The following is a 17,833-nucleotide window of genomic DNA, read 5'->3' on the forward strand; positions in this document are numbered from 1 at the left end:
GCTTATTCGACTTTAAAATATATCGTAAGATTACTGTACATATTATTAAAAAGTAGTGGGATGATCCAGTTACCAGCCATGCAAAAATTAACGATGAAGCGGTTCTTTTTCGCCCAGACCCAGCACCTCCGTTGTGGAATTGTAAATTTCTTGGTAAAGCTCTGGGTTTTCCGCTAGTGACACCCCATAAGAAGGAATCATCTCTTTGATTTTTGGTTCCCACTCTTCCATATGTTGTGGAAAGCATTTTTCCAATACTTCCAGCATAACGTGAACAGCAGTAGAAGCACCCGGAGAAGCGCCGAGCAGGGCAGCTACCGAACCATCAGCGGCACTAACCACTTCCGTACCAAATTGAAGTGTTCCTTTTCCACCCTCCGTATCTTTGATCACCTGCACACGTTGGCCTGCTACCACGATCCCCCAGTCCTCGATTTTGGCGTTCGGAATAAACTCGCGTAATTCTTCCAGACGCTTTTCATTCGATAACATCACTTGCTGGATCAGATATTTGGTCAATGCCATCTCTTTTGCGCCTGCGGCCAACATCGTGATGAGATTATTGGGTTTTACAGAACCGATCAAATCCAAATTTGAGCCCGTTTTCAAGAACTTCGGTGAGAAGCCGGCAAACGGTCCAAATAGCAGTGCTTTTTGGTTACCGATATATCTTGTATCCAGATGCGGAACAGACATGGGAGGAGCACCAACCTTAGCTTTACCATATACTTTTGCATGATGCTGGGCGACAACCTTAGGATTGTTACATACCATAAATAGTCCACTTACCGGGAATCCCCCGATATATTTGGACTCAGGAATACCGGTTCTTTGTAGCAAAGGTAGACTTCCACCCCCACCACCGATAAAGACAAATTTGGCATTATGGTATTCGATTTTACCGTTATCCAGATTATGGACTTTGACCTTCCACGAGCCGTCGCTCGCACGTTTAATATCCTTTACACTATGTTTGTAATTAATCTCGACGTTTTTACTTTTTAAATGCTCAAACAACATGCGTGTTAAAGCACCGAAGTTGACATCTGTTCCAGAGTCGATTTTGGTTGCCGCGATGGGTTCATTCAATGTACGGCCTTCCATAATCAGCGGAATCCATTCCTTCAGCTTTTCAGGGTCGTCGGAAAATTCCATGCCTTGAAACAGAGGAATAGTTGAAAGCGCTTTAAACCTTTTTTTCAAAAAAGATACATTTTTCTCTCCTGTTACCAAACTCATATGAGGTATTGGTTTGATAAAGTCCTGTGGATTACGAATCAAATTGCTGTTTACAAGAAAAGACCAAAACTGTCTTGAAAGCTGAAACTGCTCATTAATGTCTACAGCTTTACGAATATCTATAGATCCGTCAGCTTTCTCGGATGTATAGTTCAGTTCGCACAGTGCAGCATGGCCTGTACCTGCATTATTCCATTCGTTAGAGCTTTCTTCTCCCGCGTTTGCGAGTTTCTCAAACACTTGAATTTCCCACTCCGGTGCTAACTCTTTCAGCAATGATCCCAGAGTCGCGCTCATGACTCCGGCACCGATTAAGATAATGTCTGTTTTTTTCTGAATGCTATTCATAAAAACCTTCCTTATCTCTTATATTTGCAAAAAAGAGCAGGCCCTCCTGCTTAGGTGATACAAGAAGCAAGGCTCCACTCAGGAACATATCTTTTCTGTCTCTATTATAACTAAAATATAATCTTTTAAAAATTATATTGTCTATTATCTGATAATTATAAATCATTTCTGCTAAAAAGTGAGAATTTTCTTTGCAGAAATAATAAGAATGGATCTCAACACGCTGTATTATTTGGGCTTCACTTACTAGCAGTAATAACAGACACCAAAAACGCGTTTAGAAGCAAATGATGTAGAGTAACAAATTTCCAATGATTGAATCAACATTCCATGTATATGAATAACTCGGTAAAATATGTCTTTACGGGATAGGCCCTTATAAATACTTCATTATGATATTCGAAACGGTCTGTTGTTGATTCCCCCAATCATAATCGGAGTTATCCATAATAAACGATTGAAAAGGAAGTTGCTCAATAATTTGTAATTCTAGCTCTCGTCGATGTTCAAGGAACTGAATATATCCCTCATACCCGTAAAGCCCCTTGTTCTTTCCATAATCTTGCTCCGTATGGTACCAAATCGCGAAATCTAACCATTCTTGAGATCTCATTGTTTTAACTCGCTCAATCGTCTCATGCACATTCGGTTGCTTCAAATAGAACAAAATTGGATTTAACTCCTGAATTTGCTCCGCAATCTGTAATACATGCTGAATAAAACGATCTTCTCCAGCGTTATGTCGGGCGAGTAGTGAACACCCCGGGTTCTGTAAAAAACAGCATTCGAGTATTATCAACTTTTCTTTTTCTCGCTGATCTTTAACAAAAGACTTCCAACGTTGAATCATCAACTCGCAGTGCTTCTCTACGGGTACTCCATCGTAAATTTCATAACGCCGAATTTCCTCATACAAACTAGAAGGGATTCCATTTGGAGCTGATTGCTGCGCAAGTGCATATGCGATTAAAGAGTCATTGCCATTCACAGATACAAACGGATCAATGTAATGAAACACCTCAGAATAGATAGATCGGAGCCGATCAAGTTCTTCGTTCGGCATACATGCAACCGATTCATAATCAGCGGGATGTCGTAAGTTGCCTTCTAAAAATAGTTCCGATTCTATTTGATGTGTGTTTAACATGTCATGTATGTGTCTAGATAATGTGGATTTGCCAGAGCCAGGTATGCCTTCAACGATAACCAGTTTCGTTTTCGTAGCTGGTACATTCGCCATAGTATCACATCCTTATAAATTAAATGATTACCTTAAGGAGAAACCAATTATCCCGTTATAATGCCAGATAGCATAGGAAGCTTCCCATATCTATACATTCTTAGAAAACTAATAAAAAGCACTGGGTCCTGAGGACTGACCCAATGCTTTTAGTAGATGACTATCTTCTAGTTACTTAATAATTACGTATTCCAGGTTAACCAGTTTTGCATAAGTAACAATTTGGTCTGTGGTTAGATTCAAGGAAACCACGGTATGGTGACCGCCGCCGTTCTCAATCCATGCTTTAACCCCATCTTGGAAGTTTGGCTTCACATTCCACAGTACACGGGCCACTGGAAGATTTGGAGCAGGAACTGTCGGTTCAAATGCAGTAACCTCATTGATCAACAGTTTATAATGCGTGCCAAAGTCAGCCATGGAAACAACTACACCGTCTCCTGCCTTGCCGTCAAACACCAGACGAGCTGGATCTTCACGATCGCCGATACCTAACGGAGAAACGATGATTTTAGGCTTGTTGCTTGCCAACGTTGGGTCAACTTCAAGCATATGGGATTGAAGGATCGATTCCTGACCAGCCGCTAATTCATAGGTGTAGTCTTCCATAAAGCCAGTGGATTGGTTATGGCTCATGACTTTAAGCAGACGATCGAGCGCTGCAGTCTTCCAATCTCCTTCACCGGCGAAGCCGTATCCTTGTGCCATCAAACGTTGAACGGCAAGACCAGGAAGCTGTTTCATACCATAGAGGTCTTCGAAGTTCGTAGTGAAGGCAGTATAGCCGCCATGATCCAGGAATCGTTTAAGGGCAATTTCATAGCTCGCTTGCACTCTTACGCTGGCTTCCCAAGCTTCCTTGCTGTAAGTACCATAATCAAATTCATAGAGTTCGGAGTATTCCGCGAACAAAGCATCAATCTCTTCTTCTTTCACAGCATTGACGTACTGAACAAGGTCGCCAATTCCGAAGTAGTCAACGGTCCATCCAAATTGAATTTGAGCTTCCACCTTATCGCCTTCCGTGACGCCAACGTTACGCATGTTGTCGCCAAAGCGGGCAACTTTGATATTGAAGCTTTCGTTATAAGCAACCGCTACATCCATCCACTCTGCGATTTGCTTCTGCACTTCCGCACGTTCCCAGTACCCTACAACCACTTTATTCTGTTTCTTCAGACGGGCATTGATGAATCCATATTCACGGTCACCATGAGCTGCCTGATTGAGGTTCATGAAGTCCATGTCAATCGTAGCCCAAGGAATGCTTTCATTGAACTGTGTGGCCAAATGAAGCAACGGCTTCTGCAGCAATTTAGTACCACGAATCCACATTTTTGCAGGCGAGAAGGTATGCATCCAAGTGATGACACCAGCAACCTCGTCACGATAGTTGACTTCTTTCATGAGATTGGTGATTTTGTCTGCACTAACCGCCAGATCCTGCAATACAAGCGGATAAGGCAGAACGCCACTCTTATTTAAGGCATCGGTCATTTCTTGTGCGTGTGCTTTAACTTCTGCTAATGCTTCTTCCCCATACAGATGCTGTGAACCTACGACAAACCAGAACTGTTTTGTACCTACTGTTGACATCATTCATCCTCTTTTCTTCATTTTTTAGTTTATATTACTTTTGCCCGTAGTATGCGTCTTTCCCATGTTTGCGTAAATAGTGTTTATCTAGAATGCGCTGCGGCAATTCTTCAGCAAAATGATTCAATTCTCGTGCGAATAAATTCATTTTCGAAACTTCTTCCAACACGACGCTATTCATGACTGCCGATTTTGCATCTTTGCCCCAAGTGAAGGGAGCATGACCCTTAAGCAGAACACCCGGCACTGCTAAAATATCCAGCCTGCGCTGCTCAAAAGTTTCGATGATGACACGGCCGGTTTCCGCTTCGTAACCACGATCAATCTCCTCTTGCGTCAAGAAACGGGCACAAGGAACAGAACCATAGAAGGTGTCTGCATGAGTAGTCCCCATTACAGGTACATCCAAGCCTGCTTGAGCCCAAATGGTCGCCCAAGTCGAATGCGTGTGTACAATACCGCCGATCTCTGCATAATGCTTATAAAGTACGGCGTGAGTCGGTGTATCTGATGAAGGTCTCATCTCTCCTTCAACAACATTGCCATCAAAATCAACTACCACCATATCGCTAGGTTTCATCGTGTCATAGCTAACACCACTAGGTTTGATAACGAATAAGCGGCTTTCACGATCAACAGCGCTTACGTTACCCCAGGTGTATTTCACGAGTCCATGTTTAGGCAAATCCAGATTGGCTTGATATACTTCTTCTTTCAGTTGCTCTAACACGTCAATTCCTCCAGTTTTCCACTAGATTATCTACAGCAGCCTGTTCAATCGCCAGGCCTTGTGTGTAGCGTTCCATGAATGCTTCAAATCCCTTAACGTCGGAACTGTCGGGAGAAATTTCTTGCCCCTCAGCATCTCTAAATACTTTTTGGTCGAGGAAGTCTTCCAGACTTTCTTGTTGATCCTTGTTCATCATGTAAGAAGCCAGAATAGCAATACCCCACGCCCCGCCTTCTCCAGCTGTTGACATCACTGATACCGGGACATTCATGGCAGCCGCAACAATTTTTTGTCCGACGATAGGGGTTTTAAATAAACCACCGTGAGCCAGAATGCTGTCAATTGCGACATTTTCTTTCTTTGTCAAAATATCCATTCCGATCTTCAAAGCAGCAAACGCAGTAAACAGATGAGTCCGCATGAAATTGGCCAAATTGAAACGGCTTTCAGGAGAGCGGACAAACAATGGCCGGCCTTTCTCTATTCCGGTGATATTCTCCCCTGACAAATAGCCATAGCTGAGTAAACCGCCGCCATCTGGATCTGCTTCCAAAGCCTTGTTCAGCAGCACACTGAACAATTGATTCGGATCCGCCTTTTGCCCCATTGCCTCAGAGAATTCACGGAACAATCCCAGCCAAGCATTGATATCACTTGAACAGTTGTTGGCATGAACCATTCCGACCGGATTACCATTCGGTGTAGTCACCAGATCAATTTCCGGATATACCGCTGAAAGATCCTTCTCTAATACAAGCATGGCAAAAACCGAGGTTCCCACAGAGACGTTGCCAGTCCGTTTTCTCACACTATTCGTAGCGACCATCCCTGTTCCCGCATCACCTTCTGGAGGACAAAGCGGAATACCTGGTTGTAAATCTTCGGATTTATCTAAGATTTTAGCTCCCGCGGCGGTTAGTACACCTGCCTGCTCGCCTGAAATATAAACTTTAGGGAGAATTCCTTCTAGCTTCCAATCGTAACCTTTGGCTGCAATGAGTTCATCGAACTGCTTAACCATCGATTCGTTATAATCATGTGTAGTCTCATCAATTGGGAATATGCCCGAAGCATCCCCGACACCAATAGCCTTATTGCCAGTCAGCAGCCAGTGAATATATCCAGCTAACGTCGTCATAAAATCAACCTGAGGGACATGTTGCTCTTCGTTCAATATAGCTTGATACAGATGAGCAATACTCCATCGCTCAGGGATGTTGAATTGGAATTTATCAGTTAAAACTTTTGCTGCGGCACCAGTTGTCGCATTCCGCCAAGTACGGAACGGAACAAGCAACTCGCCCTTGCTGTCAAAAGCCATATATCCGTGCATCATTGCAGAAAATCCTATAGAACCAACGGTACGAAGGATGATCCCATATTTTTGTTCAACCTCTTGCTTCATTTCACTATAAGCCTCTTGCAGACCCGTAATAATACTCTCTAAGTTGTACGTCCAATAACCGTCTACCAAGAGATTTTCCCACTCATAGCTTCCAGATGCGATGGTTTCAAAATGATGATCAATCAGCACTGCCTTGATACGTGTGGATCCAAATTCGATACCAAGTGAGGTTTCTCCCTTAGTAATCGCTTGTTTAATGTCTTGATCCATGCTCACGTTACTCCTCTCTCTGAACAACTGTTATAATCGCAATAATTGAAAGAAGGCGCTTTCTTTTGTTTACAGCCTTAGTATATTTTTTGTTCGTACATTTGTCAACATGAATACATAGTTATACCTACAAATATTCTTATGAACCGAGTGTTTCTCTATTTTCCCTTTAGTATTAATGCATGTTGGGCAATGGATTATAATAAACTCATAATTATGCTAAAATATGTACATACAAATATTATGGATGCATCAATTAGTCTTAGAACAACTTGGAAAGAAGGAATAAAGTGAAACCAAAGTATCAGGTCATCCTTGAGGATATAAAGAGCAACATTCTATCAGGAGCATACAGCGTAGGAGAACAAATTCCAACGGAGTCGGCTTTGCAGGATATATATCAAGTTAGTCGCCAGACGGTTCGAAAGGCTATTTTAGAACTATCCAACGAAGGTTTTTTAAGAAGTGAAAAAGGATCTGGCACCTATGTCAGCAACCAATTCCGATCAAAAACCGGTGGGAATTCCAGTAATAAAACCATTGGAGTCATCACGACCTACATCTCTGATTACATCTTCCCTTCCATTATTCGCGGGATTGAAGCCAGATTAAATGAAGATAATTATTCATTACTATTAGCGAGCACCAATAATGATGTCGCACAGGAAAAGAAAGCTTTGGAGATGATGTTGTCCTTTGGTGTCGATGGTTTGATCATTGAGCCTACAAAGAGCAATCTATATAATCCCAATATTGCTTACTACCTGACGTTCAAGGAACAGGATGTTCCATTCATCATGATTAATGCTTATTATGAAGAGTTGGAGGTTCCCTTCTTTTGCCTCGATGACGTACAATCCAGCTATCTGGCAACCAAAGAATTGATCGCTAACGGACACACACAGATTGGCATCATTGCCAAAATGGACGATTTACAAGGAAAGTATCGAATGAAAGGCTATATCAAAGCACTTGGAGAAGCCAAATTACGGTTTCACCCCGAGCAAGTGCTCTCATTCTATACAGAGACAAAGCAGGACCTGTCCACCAACTTAAAAAAATTCCTAACCGAACAAAGAGACGGGTTAACCGCAATTGTCTGCTATAACGACGAGGTAGGATTAGAAGTTGTACATGTATGCAGACAACTTGGTATATCTGTTCCCGAAGACTTATCCATTATTGGTCAAGATAATTCCTATATTTCCAAGAATGCAAACATCAAACTCACGACATTAACACACCCACAGGAACAAATGGGACGTGATGCCGCCGATTGGGTTATTAAGAAACTGCAAGGAAAGAAGGATCTACGCAACCAAACCTATTATCAGCCCGTGTTGATTGAAGGGGAGACGGTAAAGAAGAAACTGAAGTGAAAGGGGTTCAATATTCTTTGTAAGAAGCCTAATTGTCATATGACACTTTGGAGTGACTTGGTTTGGTGGGTGATGAAATGTAACTTGTTGGTATGACAAGTCCTTTGCCATACTTGGTTTTGCCAGACGCTATAAGGCAAAAATACATTTCAAGGAGAAACCATTCATGGAAAAAATGATTTACACCATTCTCGCGGTTCTACTATTATCTACTACGATAACTACCGCATGTATGGCACCCAACGGCGCGTCAGTTGCCGCACCCGTAAACGTACCAGTTGCATCTGAAAAGGCTAGCTTGGAGGGACCGCGAGATCCCAAGGAACTAGAAGCTTTTGCAGATGGTGTTTTTGCGGACAAGATGAAGAAGTTTAATACAGTTGGTTCTAATTTTGTGGTCGTCGCAGGTGGGAAAGTGATGCTAAGCAAAGGTTACGGTTATGCCGACAAGGGCAAAAAAATTCCTGTTGATAAAAATACCGTTTTTCAAATCGGCTCTGTTACAAAGTCATTCACTGCATTGGCAGCTATGCAGTTGGTCGATAAGGGGAAAATGGACTTAAAACACGATATCCAAGAGTATTTAGGAGGAATAAAGGTTCCGAATAAAACAGGAAAAAAACTGACGATGTTTGATCTACTTACATATTCAAGTGGATTTGATGAACCAGATATTCTCATGGAAATGCATCCAGAATACGCGGACAAATATTTTCCAATGAAGAAGTACATTGCATCAAATATGCCAACTGTTGTCAGGCCTCCAGGAGAAGCGTACACTTATGACAATTTTGGTTTCATGCTAGCGGGATATGCAGTAGCAAACGTAACGGGCATGTCATATTCCAAATATATGGAAAAGAATATTTTCAAACCGTTAGGCATGAATTCGACGAGTGTGAGGTTTACCCCCCAATTGTTAAACAGAATGGCTGCTCACTATGGGCCAACAGGTGAACTGATACCCTTGGATGGGTTTAAACCAACGGAAAAACCTGAAGGCGGTATCGTTTCAACAGCAGATGACATGGCGAAGTACCTCATGATGCACCTGAACAAAGGCAAGTACAAAGGTAAAGAAATGGTGAGTCCAAAGAGCATAGAGCAAATGCACACATACCAATTATTCCCCGACAAGGAGTTCCCGGTTACAACAATTGGATTCGAGGGCTACTTCAAAGAGAAGATGAATAATCAGCATGTGATTCTAAAAGGAGGAAATGTTACAGGGCATTCTTCCTTGATTGTTATTCTGCCTGAGAAGAATACAGCGATGTACATGTCCTACAATAACGACTCCATGATGAGTCTTGACGTGTATGAAGAATTTATGAATCATTATTATCCGAGAAAAGCAGAAGTTCCAAAGTCAACCTACGCGACAATAAGTGAACAGCAGGCCCAAGACTACGTGGGATTATACCAAAACACGCGTATCGCTGCCTTAAGGATGAAGGTTTCGTATTCGGACGGGAAATTAATAATGGAGACAGGAACATCAGGCAATCATACACTAAAAATGATCCACCCTTTATTATTTGAAGATGAATCAGGTAATAAACTGACGTTTAATAAAAATCAAGCAGGCCATATTGCATATTTGTATTACATGCAGCTCCCAGACCTCGTTGCTTATGCGCAAAAAATAAACATTGATTCACCATTTTCTGATGTACCTGCGGAAAGTAAATATATTCCATATATAAACAATCTTAATGCTTTGAAAGTCATGAGCGGAAAGTCAGCCAACCTCTTCGATCCGAAAGGAACGATGACTCAGGGAGAATTCTCAGAAGTGCTGCTGCGCGCCCATGGGTGGTATAAGCAACCTTTCATGATTGAACCGAATAAGAAGCAGATGATGGCCGGACTACGTAATTATCAGCCTAATTCTCCTATCACTAGACAAATGGCGGCGGTAATGATCCAGAACCTGAAACAGGTGGAGCCTGGAACTAAGGTTAAATTGAGTGGCGAAACGGATGCTTGGGCAGTTAAAGCAGTCACAGCTCTTGTTTCCCAAGGTATCATGGACCCGGATACCAAGATCAACTCAGACGGCTCCATAAACTTCCGCTCCAAACAGCTTTTGAAGCGTCAAGAAGCCAGTGCCTTATTAGATCAAGCATTTAATTACTATACGTTGCCAATCAGTCACTAATTCAAAAGGCTAACCAGAAAAAGTAACATAATGATACTTTATATAAGGTTTCCTGAACCTCCGATCAAACTGGGGGTTTCTTGTACAATAAGAAACAAGCGGCTGCTGATGCTGCCGCTTGTTTTTAGTTTTTTCCATATCCAACGGAAATCCTCATCGAGCCGTAAGTTTATTCTAGAAGCCCTGCCTCCCGGGCTTTTTGCACCGCTTCCTCCCGGTTGCGAACCCCCAGCTTCAGATAGACCGATGACGCATAGTTTCTAACCGTACCATCAGATAAATACAATTTGGAGGCAATGGTTTTATATCGCAGTCCTTTCGACACGGACTGTAAAATTTCAAGCTCCCGTGGAGTTAAATCATAGGTCGCGGCCACTTGCGTTGTCGACGGATCTTCCCCGCTCTTGGCGGCTTCCAGCTGTGCAAACAATTTGTGCGACATCTCCTGATCGATCAGCGTGCCTCCGCGATAGACCGTGCGTATTGTTTCGGCGAGCTCTACCGGCTTCATCGACTTCAATAAGTATCCGTCCGCTCCGCTTCGCAGCGCTTCCAGAGCCTGTCCAGTATCTTCGAACGTGGTGAGAATCAAGATGCGGATGTGGGGCCACGTTTGTTTTATGGTACGGGATGCGGAGATTCCGTCCAGGTTCGGCATGTCCAAATCCATGAGCACCAGCTGAGGCTGAACCTGCCTGCACAGCTCGATGGCTTGCTCGCCATCTTCTGCCACCCCTACGACTTGCAAATCTTGCTGCTCCTCGAGAAGAGTCCGCAGACTTTCACGGATAAAAGGCTGGTCATCGACGACCAACAGACGGATGACATCATCCTTAAGCTCCGTTTGTCGTGGCAGGGTGCAGGTAACGAGGGTGCCTTCGCCCGGTTGGGTATAGACGCCAACATGACCTTGCAGATTCATCGCTCGCTCTTTCATGGCGTTCAAGCCGAAGCCATCCCGTCCATGTTCCATCCCGCGGCCGTTATCTTGAATTTCCAGCCTCGTCTGCTGAGGCTCGAATTGCACCAAAACCGTAACCTCCGTCGAGTGTCCATGACGCACGGCATTCGTCAATGATTCTTGCAAGCAGCGATACAGAGCTATCTTCGCTTGCTTCGTTACAGGGTATTCCTCTCCGAAGGCCTGGAAACGAACCGACACCTTAGCATGCTCCTGAAACTCCTCTACCAGCTTCCGCAAAGACTGAAGCAGTGGGAGTTCTTCATGCGGCGATTCGATTTGATGCACATAGCCTCTCACTTCATCCATATTCTTCCGGGCCAGGTTCAATAGGGAATCGAGCCGTTTCGTTCCTGTATCCGTCTCTAGCTCAGGGCGCAAGGTTTCCAATCCCATAATGAGGGAAGTGTAGGCATGACCGACAGTATCATGAAGCTCTTTGGAGAGCCGATTCCGTTCTTCGGCCAGCGTGATGCGCTCGATTTGGGACAAGTACTGCTCCAGCACCGCATTTTGCTCGCGTATAATTTCGCTTTGACGATGATTGACCATCAATAAATGGAAGGAAAATCCGAATGCATAAGCCGTCCCGAATTGAATGGTCATAACCCAAAAATCAGTCTGCTCTACAAGCAGCTTAATTATAGCGGGTAGGAGCAATACCGATAAAGGACCTGACCAAAGATATGTTCTTTGTTTGCTGTTAGCGGCAATTAAAAATGGATACAACAGGAATGTAAGGTAGGCTTCCGGGAAAAACGAAGCTAAATACAAGCACAGCCCGCCCGGGATCACAATCTCGGTAAGCAGGTAGTATCTATAATTGAGCTGCAAGCACAGCCAGGGAACGGAAAAAGCAATAAGCTGCCAAAACACAAGAACCCAAAGCGGCAGCGTGAAATGAGCTTGCCGCTCTATGATAGTGAGCAGGAGAGAAGTACTGCAAATCAGGCGGATCATAAGCATGAACCAGTCGTACCAGAACCACTGCTTTACCATATCGAACAAAACCATCAACCCCTAAGAACTATCAGTATGACATTACGTAACTATTATAGAGCAGACCATCATTCAACAATACTTTTAAATCCAGACCGGGACATTCCGGTTAACGGTTCACACTCTTGATCATAAGACGGGTGTAGCCTCCTAGCATGCGCGTCAAGCTGTTCGCAAGCCTGTAGCTCACCATAGTGAATATGACTCCTGAGGCCGAAACCAGTATGGATTTTATCGCAGTATCTACAAGAAAACCCATAAAATAATAATTAAAAAACGGAAAGAGGAGCGGGGTCGCAATCATTGCGAGTGGAGTTATATAAAGCAAGGCCGCACTAATGAGGCTTAAAATCCCCACCGGAAGCTTCAGCATCAGCCAGCCGATAGCAATCCAGTTGCGCCGATTTAGCAGCTCCTTCCTTGCTTGAAGCCAGATAGAGGCATCGGTGTTTATTGGTTTAACGTAAAGCTCTGTGGTAATATCCGCATAGATCTTGGTCTGTGTGCGTTCAAATTGCAGGAAGGCGTATGTAGTTCGCAAAATGCGAGTAATCAGAGGAACGCCCGCGACGGTAAACGAAAGACTCAAGCCTAATGTAAGAGCGACCAGATAAAAGCAAAAGTAAAACAATCCGGTAGCGAAAGTAAGCAGTAGGAAATAGCCATTTTGAATAAAGCTGACGACGGTTCTTGTCATCAAAGAGCCCACATCCTTTACAAGTAGTAGTCGTATCCTACGGCTCTTGATGTCAAATCTACCAGTGCCATAATGTCATATGACACAAAGCGAAAGCGGTCTGCAAACCTAATGAGGAAAAACAACTGGTTCTTCGCCATTTTTTAAATATCGCATAGTAATGGTAATCGTCTTTGCAGAGTCAAGCGGCTTTTGATCCAATCCCACTGCGATGCATGAGAAGACACAAAGCATGGTTTCCGGTAAGGAGAGCTGATTTCTGCCTAAAAGTTTTATTTTTGAGAATCAAGAATAAACATAGATGCATCTTGTGCCATGAATATTTTACTTCCATTATAAAAAGTTTTGGATTGAATATCTCTATACCCTATTTTAGTCATAACGTCAGTCAGCTCTTCTTGATTAAATCCGTTATGAACTATATCTGAAACTACTTTTTCATTTTTATTAAAATCTACGATTAGTAAATGTCCTCCTTCATTTAGAACATCAAATAGCCTTGATAAAACGAATTCAACATCATGAATGTGGAGTAGAACCTGAGCCATAAAAATATAGTCAGCATGTAAATCCGTTAGACCTTCCTTTTCAAAATCAAAACATAATGTATCTGCATTCTGAATATGAAGATCAGTAATTTTTTGCTTTATTTGATTAATCATGTTTTGTGAAGTATCCAGAAAAAGCATAGAATTAAAATCATTTAACAAGCTCATTCCGACAAGACCCGTTCCACACCCAAAATCAATAGCATTCTTACTATTAGCGTCAACCACATATTCACGAATGGCATCAGATGATACCTTTGCAATGTGAATTCTCTCAGAAGTGTCATATATATTAGCTATCTTTTCAAACTTATCCGTATTTCCCATGATTACCTCTCCAATCCGCCTTAATAAAATCCTGAATACAACAATATAGAATGATATTCTATCGAAGCATTAGCATTTAGTCCACATTCTTATTAGTAAGCTCTTAGTCTTGGTTCGTTTCTGTACAATTTTGCTTCAAAATTTTCGCCCTTATTTGTGATACGGTTCACCACTCTACCTGTAACAGCAAGTTTAAAGACCACCCCGCTAAAAGGATGGCCTTGAGGATCGCTAATCTATTCTAATTGCCTCGATATAAAGCTCGATTCTCACTTCATTTCCGACAACAACCCCACCTTTTTCCAGAGGCGAGTTGAATGTCAAGCCAAATTCATTGCGTTCGATACTGGCTGTTGAATGAAGTCCTACACGTTCCCGGCCGCGAGGGTCTTTGTTTAGTCCTTCAAAAACGGTATGAAAATTGATGGGTTTGGTTACTCCATGCAGAGTTAGATTGCCCGTAAGTTCATATTGCCTTTCGCCAGCAAGGACGCAGCTGGTGCTTTGAAACGTAATGGTTGGATACTTGGCTGCATGAAGGAAGTCGTCGCTCTTCAGGTGTTCATCTCGTTGCGATTGGCGAGTTGTGATACTATTTGCATCTATGGAGGCCTGAACACCCATGGTTGTTAAATCGTTGGGGTCAAAACTCAAGATCGCTTGGAAATGCTCGAATACTCCTTTAATTCTACTAATCATTAAATGCGTCACCGAAAACTCGACGGAACTGTGGTCCGGATCCACTTCCCAATTGATATTGCTCATAAATAAATTCCACCTCTATGATAAGATTTTGAGAAAGGTCGCCCCATCTCCAAACACTGCGCTATTCGCATACTCCTAATGTACAAAAAAGCTACTGACAACGGGATGTCAGTAGCTTTTTTTCATTTTTTTGGTTTCCTCGTAAATCCGATTTCGGAATGTTCAGGCTCCGCCACGTCAAAATTAAATCGATTCATGTACACCTTCATTACGATTCATCTTTGTCGAAATAATCATCTGGCAAATGCAGTTCTCGCAAACAACTGATAAATTTTTCTCTGAAATTCGGATTGCTTTTGTATTGCGGCCATACCTCCTTATAGTAAGGCAGCAACTTCTCATGTGGAATAATGCCCCAGTATAAAATCGAGTTACTCAGAACCTGCGGGCCGCTCCCTATCAACATCTGTTCAATGATCTCCCAGCTTCCCAGCTTGTTTTCGCAGCTGCGCGCGGCATAGATGGCAGTGGTTTGCATTTTCGGGTCGACGTGACACAAGAAAGGCGCAAAGTTCTGGAGAGTAATCGCACTGTAATCCTCCAAGATATACCCTGCATAACGCAACGTTTCCGGGTCGTGAATCCTGTCAAGCCTTTGCAAGATCACTGGAGTAAACTCCGTTAACTCCACAGTTTTACTGGAAGCGTGCAGAATCTGTAAAGCTTGCAGAAAATCCTCATGTTCATCCGATTGCAACAGCTCCAGAAGATATTTTCTACCCGCGTCAAAAGAAGTTTTGCAGATGAGCCAAATGGCTGTGGTCCGATTTTTTGGGCTTTGCTCCGCAATATTTTTCAAAAAACCAAGGGTTGGCTGAGAGACTTTCTTAAACTTGAACATTCCATCAAGCGCTTTGGCTTGGATTTCTTCGTTTTGAGCGCTCTGATAAGTCTGGATCAGCGCATTCTCATCACCCGGCATTCGACTGCCAAACCACCCGATATCATAATCCAGAATAATTTCATCCAGCCAGCGCTCGTACCAGTCCAGAAAGCTGTCTTCATAGACAAAGAAAAAAGGATGATCGGGATGAAAATCGGAGGTGTACACAATTCTCCCCCTGTATTTCCCTTCAAGTACGAGATACATGTCGTATTCGCAGCCTTGTGTGCCTATGCACAACATGCCGCCCAGCACCTTATTACAGGTGGCGTCGTATTCCTCATCGGGAATGTCCTCGTCCTTGGTCAGGGGCTCAATCAGATGGTTCCATTCCTCTTTGGTCATCCCGGGATGCAGAACGGATTTTGCAAGGAGTGCCTGGCGCTCGGTGTAGGAAGTTGCCTTTCCAATTGAATAGATTCCATAATAGGGTCCGGCGCCTCCGTTGCCGATTTTCGTTAAAAACAGCGCGTAAGGCTCAGGAAGTGTAACCTGATTGTGGACTTGCCAGTCCGCCAGCTCTTTTGCTGTAAGCTTCTCTTTAACCCTATATTGATGTGAGGATGCTCCAAACACTGAGAAATCCGCGTCTTTGTGCATAGCTTGACTCAGTTTGTTTTTTATTCGATCCAGTTGCGTTTCTTTCTTCCTAAACCACATATTTGAACCCTCCTGTTGACCATAGCCAGGTTTCCTTTGTTTGCTTATCCAGCAATTTTATTATTTTTTCTATGGGTCGTACCTCTTTAAAATGATATGTATCTTTAAGTAATCTTTCATTGTAGCTTCTCTTAAGGTCACCACTGAACCACCTTAGAGTACCACAGAAAAAAATCCATATGAATGGAATCCATATGGGGGCCAACACGAATTTGTTAGGAGACGGACACTTGGCAAATTTGATGACGAAGACCGTGATCATTTTTATTCTTGTTAGAAAGTGATGGTGTGAGCTAGCCCCCTTTGACCACTCAAAGGGGACTTAAAGTCCACAGGGATACGATTATTCGTTATCCGGCGTGGCTGGACTGGCCGGGGGCATCAAGCCTTTAACGGCGCCGAGAAACGGGCGAATGGACTTGATCATACCGTAGCCCATCTTCACGACCGGGACAAATTTCTGGATCATGCCGAACAGCCGCAAGCCGCCGCCGAGCATACCGCCAAGCCCTCCTGCGCCCGCAGTGGAGCCGCCAAGGCCGCCTAACAGCGAGCCCATCATCGGCAGGAATGCCGACACCTTGGCGTCCGGCTTGCGGGAGCGCGAACGGCCAGACGGCTTGCGTGCGCCGCTTTTCCGGTTGCCGAGACGGACGCCCGGGGCATGCGCACCAGCTCTGCGTTTGATAGATCGGGAGCCTTGCTTCCCGGAAGAAGCGCGTGGAGGAGCTCCGGTGCTGGCAAGTACCAACCCGCCGTAATTAACGTCGGTGATGTAGCCGACGTAAGTCTCTCCGCTGTGCAGGGTGACACAGACCGGACGGCCTTGAAACTTCTTAGCCCGTGCACGCATCTCTTTCGATTGTGCCATGGAAGTTCACCTCGCTCACTGATTATAATTCAGTTTACGCCAGGGGCGGGCTGTCTGCTTGTGCGAATGGGACATACGCACGCCAAAAATCGCTTGATGATCTCGCCGCCGTTCAAGTCCTCCCAAGAATAACACCGCTAACCACAGCCCCACACTAAATCAAGAGAATTGCCAAAAACCTGCTACTGGATGTTGTATCTCAGTCGTCTCCATTTTGGCGAATATATATAGTGACCCAAAACCAAAAGGATAATTGTAATCCTCTTGAAGCAACGTTTCAGGATAACCATCTTCATCTACCTGAAATAAAAAAGAGAATGACTCCTCCTTGAGCTTCGTAAAATAATAGTCTTCATTTTGAATAAGTCTCGGGTTTCCGCCCACTTTGATCAAAAAAGGCTGATCCATCGATTTTTCGTCATGGCTTAGTTTCCCGTCTGAAATTGCATGCTTTATAAGACCTGGGTTAGTAAACATATCTTTGACGCTTTCAGTTGAAATGGGATGCTCAATCACCTTGACCGAGCAATTAGGATAAATGTTGTTTTCCAAATACTCCTCATAGTCTTCAGGGATGAAAATCGAAATCATGCTCTCCGGTTTAAAGGGATGGACGAGGCTCAAGTAAAAAACATATTTTTGGTTACCTTCGTGGATGAGATCTGATTGATCATCAAAGAAGTCGGGTGCATTCCCGCCGATCCAGCCTGCACTATGTTCGTTCGATAGGGCCGATCCCGCATAATAAAGAATACAATCTGTTCTCTCAACTAAGATATTCGTTTGATTTTCATTAGGCATTTTACAACTCTCC

General features: G+C 43.6%; 14 protein-coding genes. 2 read left to right on the top strand and 12 right to left on the bottom strand.

What is annotated here, in order from left to right:
* Window positions 1-87 precede the first annotated feature (87 nt).
* From MHI21_RS25340 to MHI21_RS25360, 5 genes are all read right to left on the bottom strand, one after another.
* A complete protein-coding gene (locus MHI21_RS25340) occupies window positions 88-1,587 on the bottom strand; it encodes a malate:quinone oxidoreductase (RefSeq protein WP_342419144.1) in 1,500 nt (499 codons plus the stop codon).
* 376 nt (window positions 1,588-1,963) lie between these two features.
* A complete protein-coding gene (locus tag MHI21_RS25345) occupies window positions 1,964-2,827 on the bottom strand; it encodes a hypothetical protein (RefSeq protein WP_341162674.1) in 864 nt (287 codons plus the stop codon).
* A 171-nt stretch (window positions 2,828-2,998) separates the two neighbouring features.
* The gene (gene araA / locus MHI21_RS25350; RefSeq protein ID WP_103047096.1) at window positions 2,999-4,423 is read right to left on the bottom strand and encodes an L-arabinose isomerase; all 1,425 of its coding nucleotides are present in this window, start codon (window positions 4,421-4,423) and stop codon (window positions 2,999-3,001) included.
* A gap of 34 nt (window positions 4,424-4,457) precedes the next feature.
* Window positions 4,458-5,153: an L-ribulose-5-phosphate 4-epimerase gene (locus MHI21_RS25355; protein WP_342419145.1), complete on the bottom strand. Its 696-nt coding sequence runs from the start codon at window positions 5,151-5,153 to the stop codon at window positions 4,458-4,460.
* Window position 5,154: 1 nt separating this feature from the next.
* Window positions 5,155-6,768 carry an FGGY-family carbohydrate kinase gene (locus tag MHI21_RS25360; protein ID WP_342419146.1) on the bottom strand — a complete coding sequence of 538 codons (1,614 nt, stop codon included), beginning with the start codon at window positions 6,766-6,768 and terminating at the stop codon, window positions 5,155-5,157.
* A 290-nt stretch (window positions 6,769-7,058) separates the two neighbouring features.
* Between MHI21_RS25360 and MHI21_RS25365 the strand changes: the two genes are divergently transcribed.
* Window positions 7,059-8,147: a GntR family transcriptional regulator gene (locus MHI21_RS25365; RefSeq protein ID WP_342419147.1), complete on the top strand. Its 1,089-nt coding sequence runs from the start codon at window positions 7,059-7,061 to the stop codon at window positions 8,145-8,147.
* Window positions 8,148-8,313: 166 nt separating this feature from the next.
* Complete coding sequence (locus MHI21_RS25370) at window positions 8,314-10,308, top strand: serine hydrolase (RefSeq protein WP_342419148.1); 1,995 nt, start codon at window positions 8,314-8,316, stop codon at window positions 10,306-10,308.
* 169 nt (window positions 10,309-10,477) lie between these two features.
* Here MHI21_RS25370 and MHI21_RS25375 read toward each other — a convergent pair whose 3' ends face one another.
* From MHI21_RS25375 to MHI21_RS25405, 7 genes are all read right to left on the bottom strand, one after another.
* A complete protein-coding gene (locus MHI21_RS25375; protein ID WP_342419149.1) occupies window positions 10,478-12,277 on the bottom strand; it encodes a hybrid sensor histidine kinase/response regulator transcription factor in 1,800 nt (599 codons plus the stop codon).
* Between the two features lie 100 nt (window positions 12,278-12,377).
* Window positions 12,378-12,965, bottom strand: a complete 588-nt coding sequence (locus MHI21_RS25380) for a sensor domain-containing protein (protein WP_342420249.1) — start codon at window positions 12,963-12,965, stop codon at window positions 12,378-12,380.
* 272 nt (window positions 12,966-13,237) lie between these two features.
* Window positions 13,238-13,840, bottom strand: coding sequence for a class I SAM-dependent methyltransferase (locus tag MHI21_RS25385; protein ID WP_342419150.1), 603 nt, complete (start codon window positions 13,838-13,840; stop codon window positions 13,238-13,240).
* A 231-nt stretch (window positions 13,841-14,071) separates the two neighbouring features.
* Entirely contained in the window at window positions 14,072-14,605 is a 534-nt protein-coding gene (locus MHI21_RS25390) for a YceI family protein (RefSeq protein WP_342419151.1), read from the bottom strand.
* Window positions 14,606-14,813: 208 nt separating this feature from the next.
* The gene (locus tag MHI21_RS25395) at window positions 14,814-16,148 is read right to left on the bottom strand and encodes an SMI1/KNR4 family protein (protein WP_342419152.1); all 1,335 of its coding nucleotides are present in this window, start codon (window positions 16,146-16,148) and stop codon (window positions 14,814-14,816) included.
* A 343-nt stretch (window positions 16,149-16,491) separates the two neighbouring features.
* The gene (locus MHI21_RS25400; RefSeq protein WP_342419153.1) at window positions 16,492-17,019 is read right to left on the bottom strand and encodes a hypothetical protein; all 528 of its coding nucleotides are present in this window, start codon (window positions 17,017-17,019) and stop codon (window positions 16,492-16,494) included.
* 159 nt (window positions 17,020-17,178) lie between these two features.
* The gene (locus MHI21_RS25405; protein ID WP_342419154.1) at window positions 17,179-17,820 is read right to left on the bottom strand and encodes a hypothetical protein; all 642 of its coding nucleotides are present in this window, start codon (window positions 17,818-17,820) and stop codon (window positions 17,179-17,181) included.
* Between the last annotated feature and the right edge of the window lie 13 nt (window positions 17,821-17,833).

It is taken from the genome of Paenibacillus sp. FSL H8-0168, assembly GCF_038592955.1.
Classification (GTDB): domain Bacteria; phylum Bacillota; class Bacilli; order Paenibacillales; family Paenibacillaceae; genus Paenibacillus; species Paenibacillus polymyxa_B.

What these genes read in the sequence shown, in the direction of transcription:
- MHI21_RS25390 (WP_342419151.1), bottom strand. Translation starts at nt 14,605, where the DNA reads ATGAGCAATATCAATTGGGAAGTGGATCCGGACCACAGTTCCGTCGAG.
- MHI21_RS25340 (WP_342419144.1), bottom strand. Translation starts at nt 1,587, where the DNA reads ATGAATAGCATTCAGAAAAAAACAGACATTATCTTAATCGGTGCCGGA.
- MHI21_RS25385 (WP_342419150.1), bottom strand. Translation starts at nt 13,840, where the DNA reads ATGGGAAATACGGATAAGTTTGAAAAGATAGCTAATATATATGACACT.
- MHI21_RS25360 (WP_342419146.1), bottom strand. Translation starts at nt 6,768, where the DNA reads ATGGATCAAGACATTAAACAAGCGATTACTAAGGGAGAAACCTCACTT.
- MHI21_RS25405 (WP_342419154.1), bottom strand. Translation starts at nt 17,820, where the DNA reads ATGCCTAATGAAAATCAAACGAATATCTTAGTTGAGAGAACAGATTGT.
- MHI21_RS25380 (WP_342420249.1), bottom strand. Translation starts at nt 12,965, where the DNA reads ATGACAAGAACCGTCGTCAGCTTTATTCAAAATGGCTATTTCCTACTG.
- araA (WP_103047096.1), bottom strand. Translation starts at nt 4,423, where the DNA reads ATGTCAACAGTAGGTACAAAACAGTTCTGGTTTGTCGTAGGTTCACAG.
- MHI21_RS25345 (WP_341162674.1), bottom strand. Translation starts at nt 2,827, where the DNA reads ATGGCGAATGTACCAGCTACGAAAACGAAACTGGTTATCGTTGAAGGC.
- MHI21_RS25400 (WP_342419153.1), bottom strand. Translation starts at nt 17,019, where the DNA reads ATGGCACAATCGAAAGAGATGCGTGCACGGGCTAAGAAGTTTCAAGGC.
- MHI21_RS25370 (WP_342419148.1), top strand. Translation starts at nt 8,314, where the DNA reads ATGGAAAAAATGATTTACACCATTCTCGCGGTTCTACTATTATCTACT.
- MHI21_RS25395 (WP_342419152.1), bottom strand. Translation starts at nt 16,148, where the DNA reads ATGTGGTTTAGGAAGAAAGAAACGCAACTGGATCGAATAAAAAACAAA.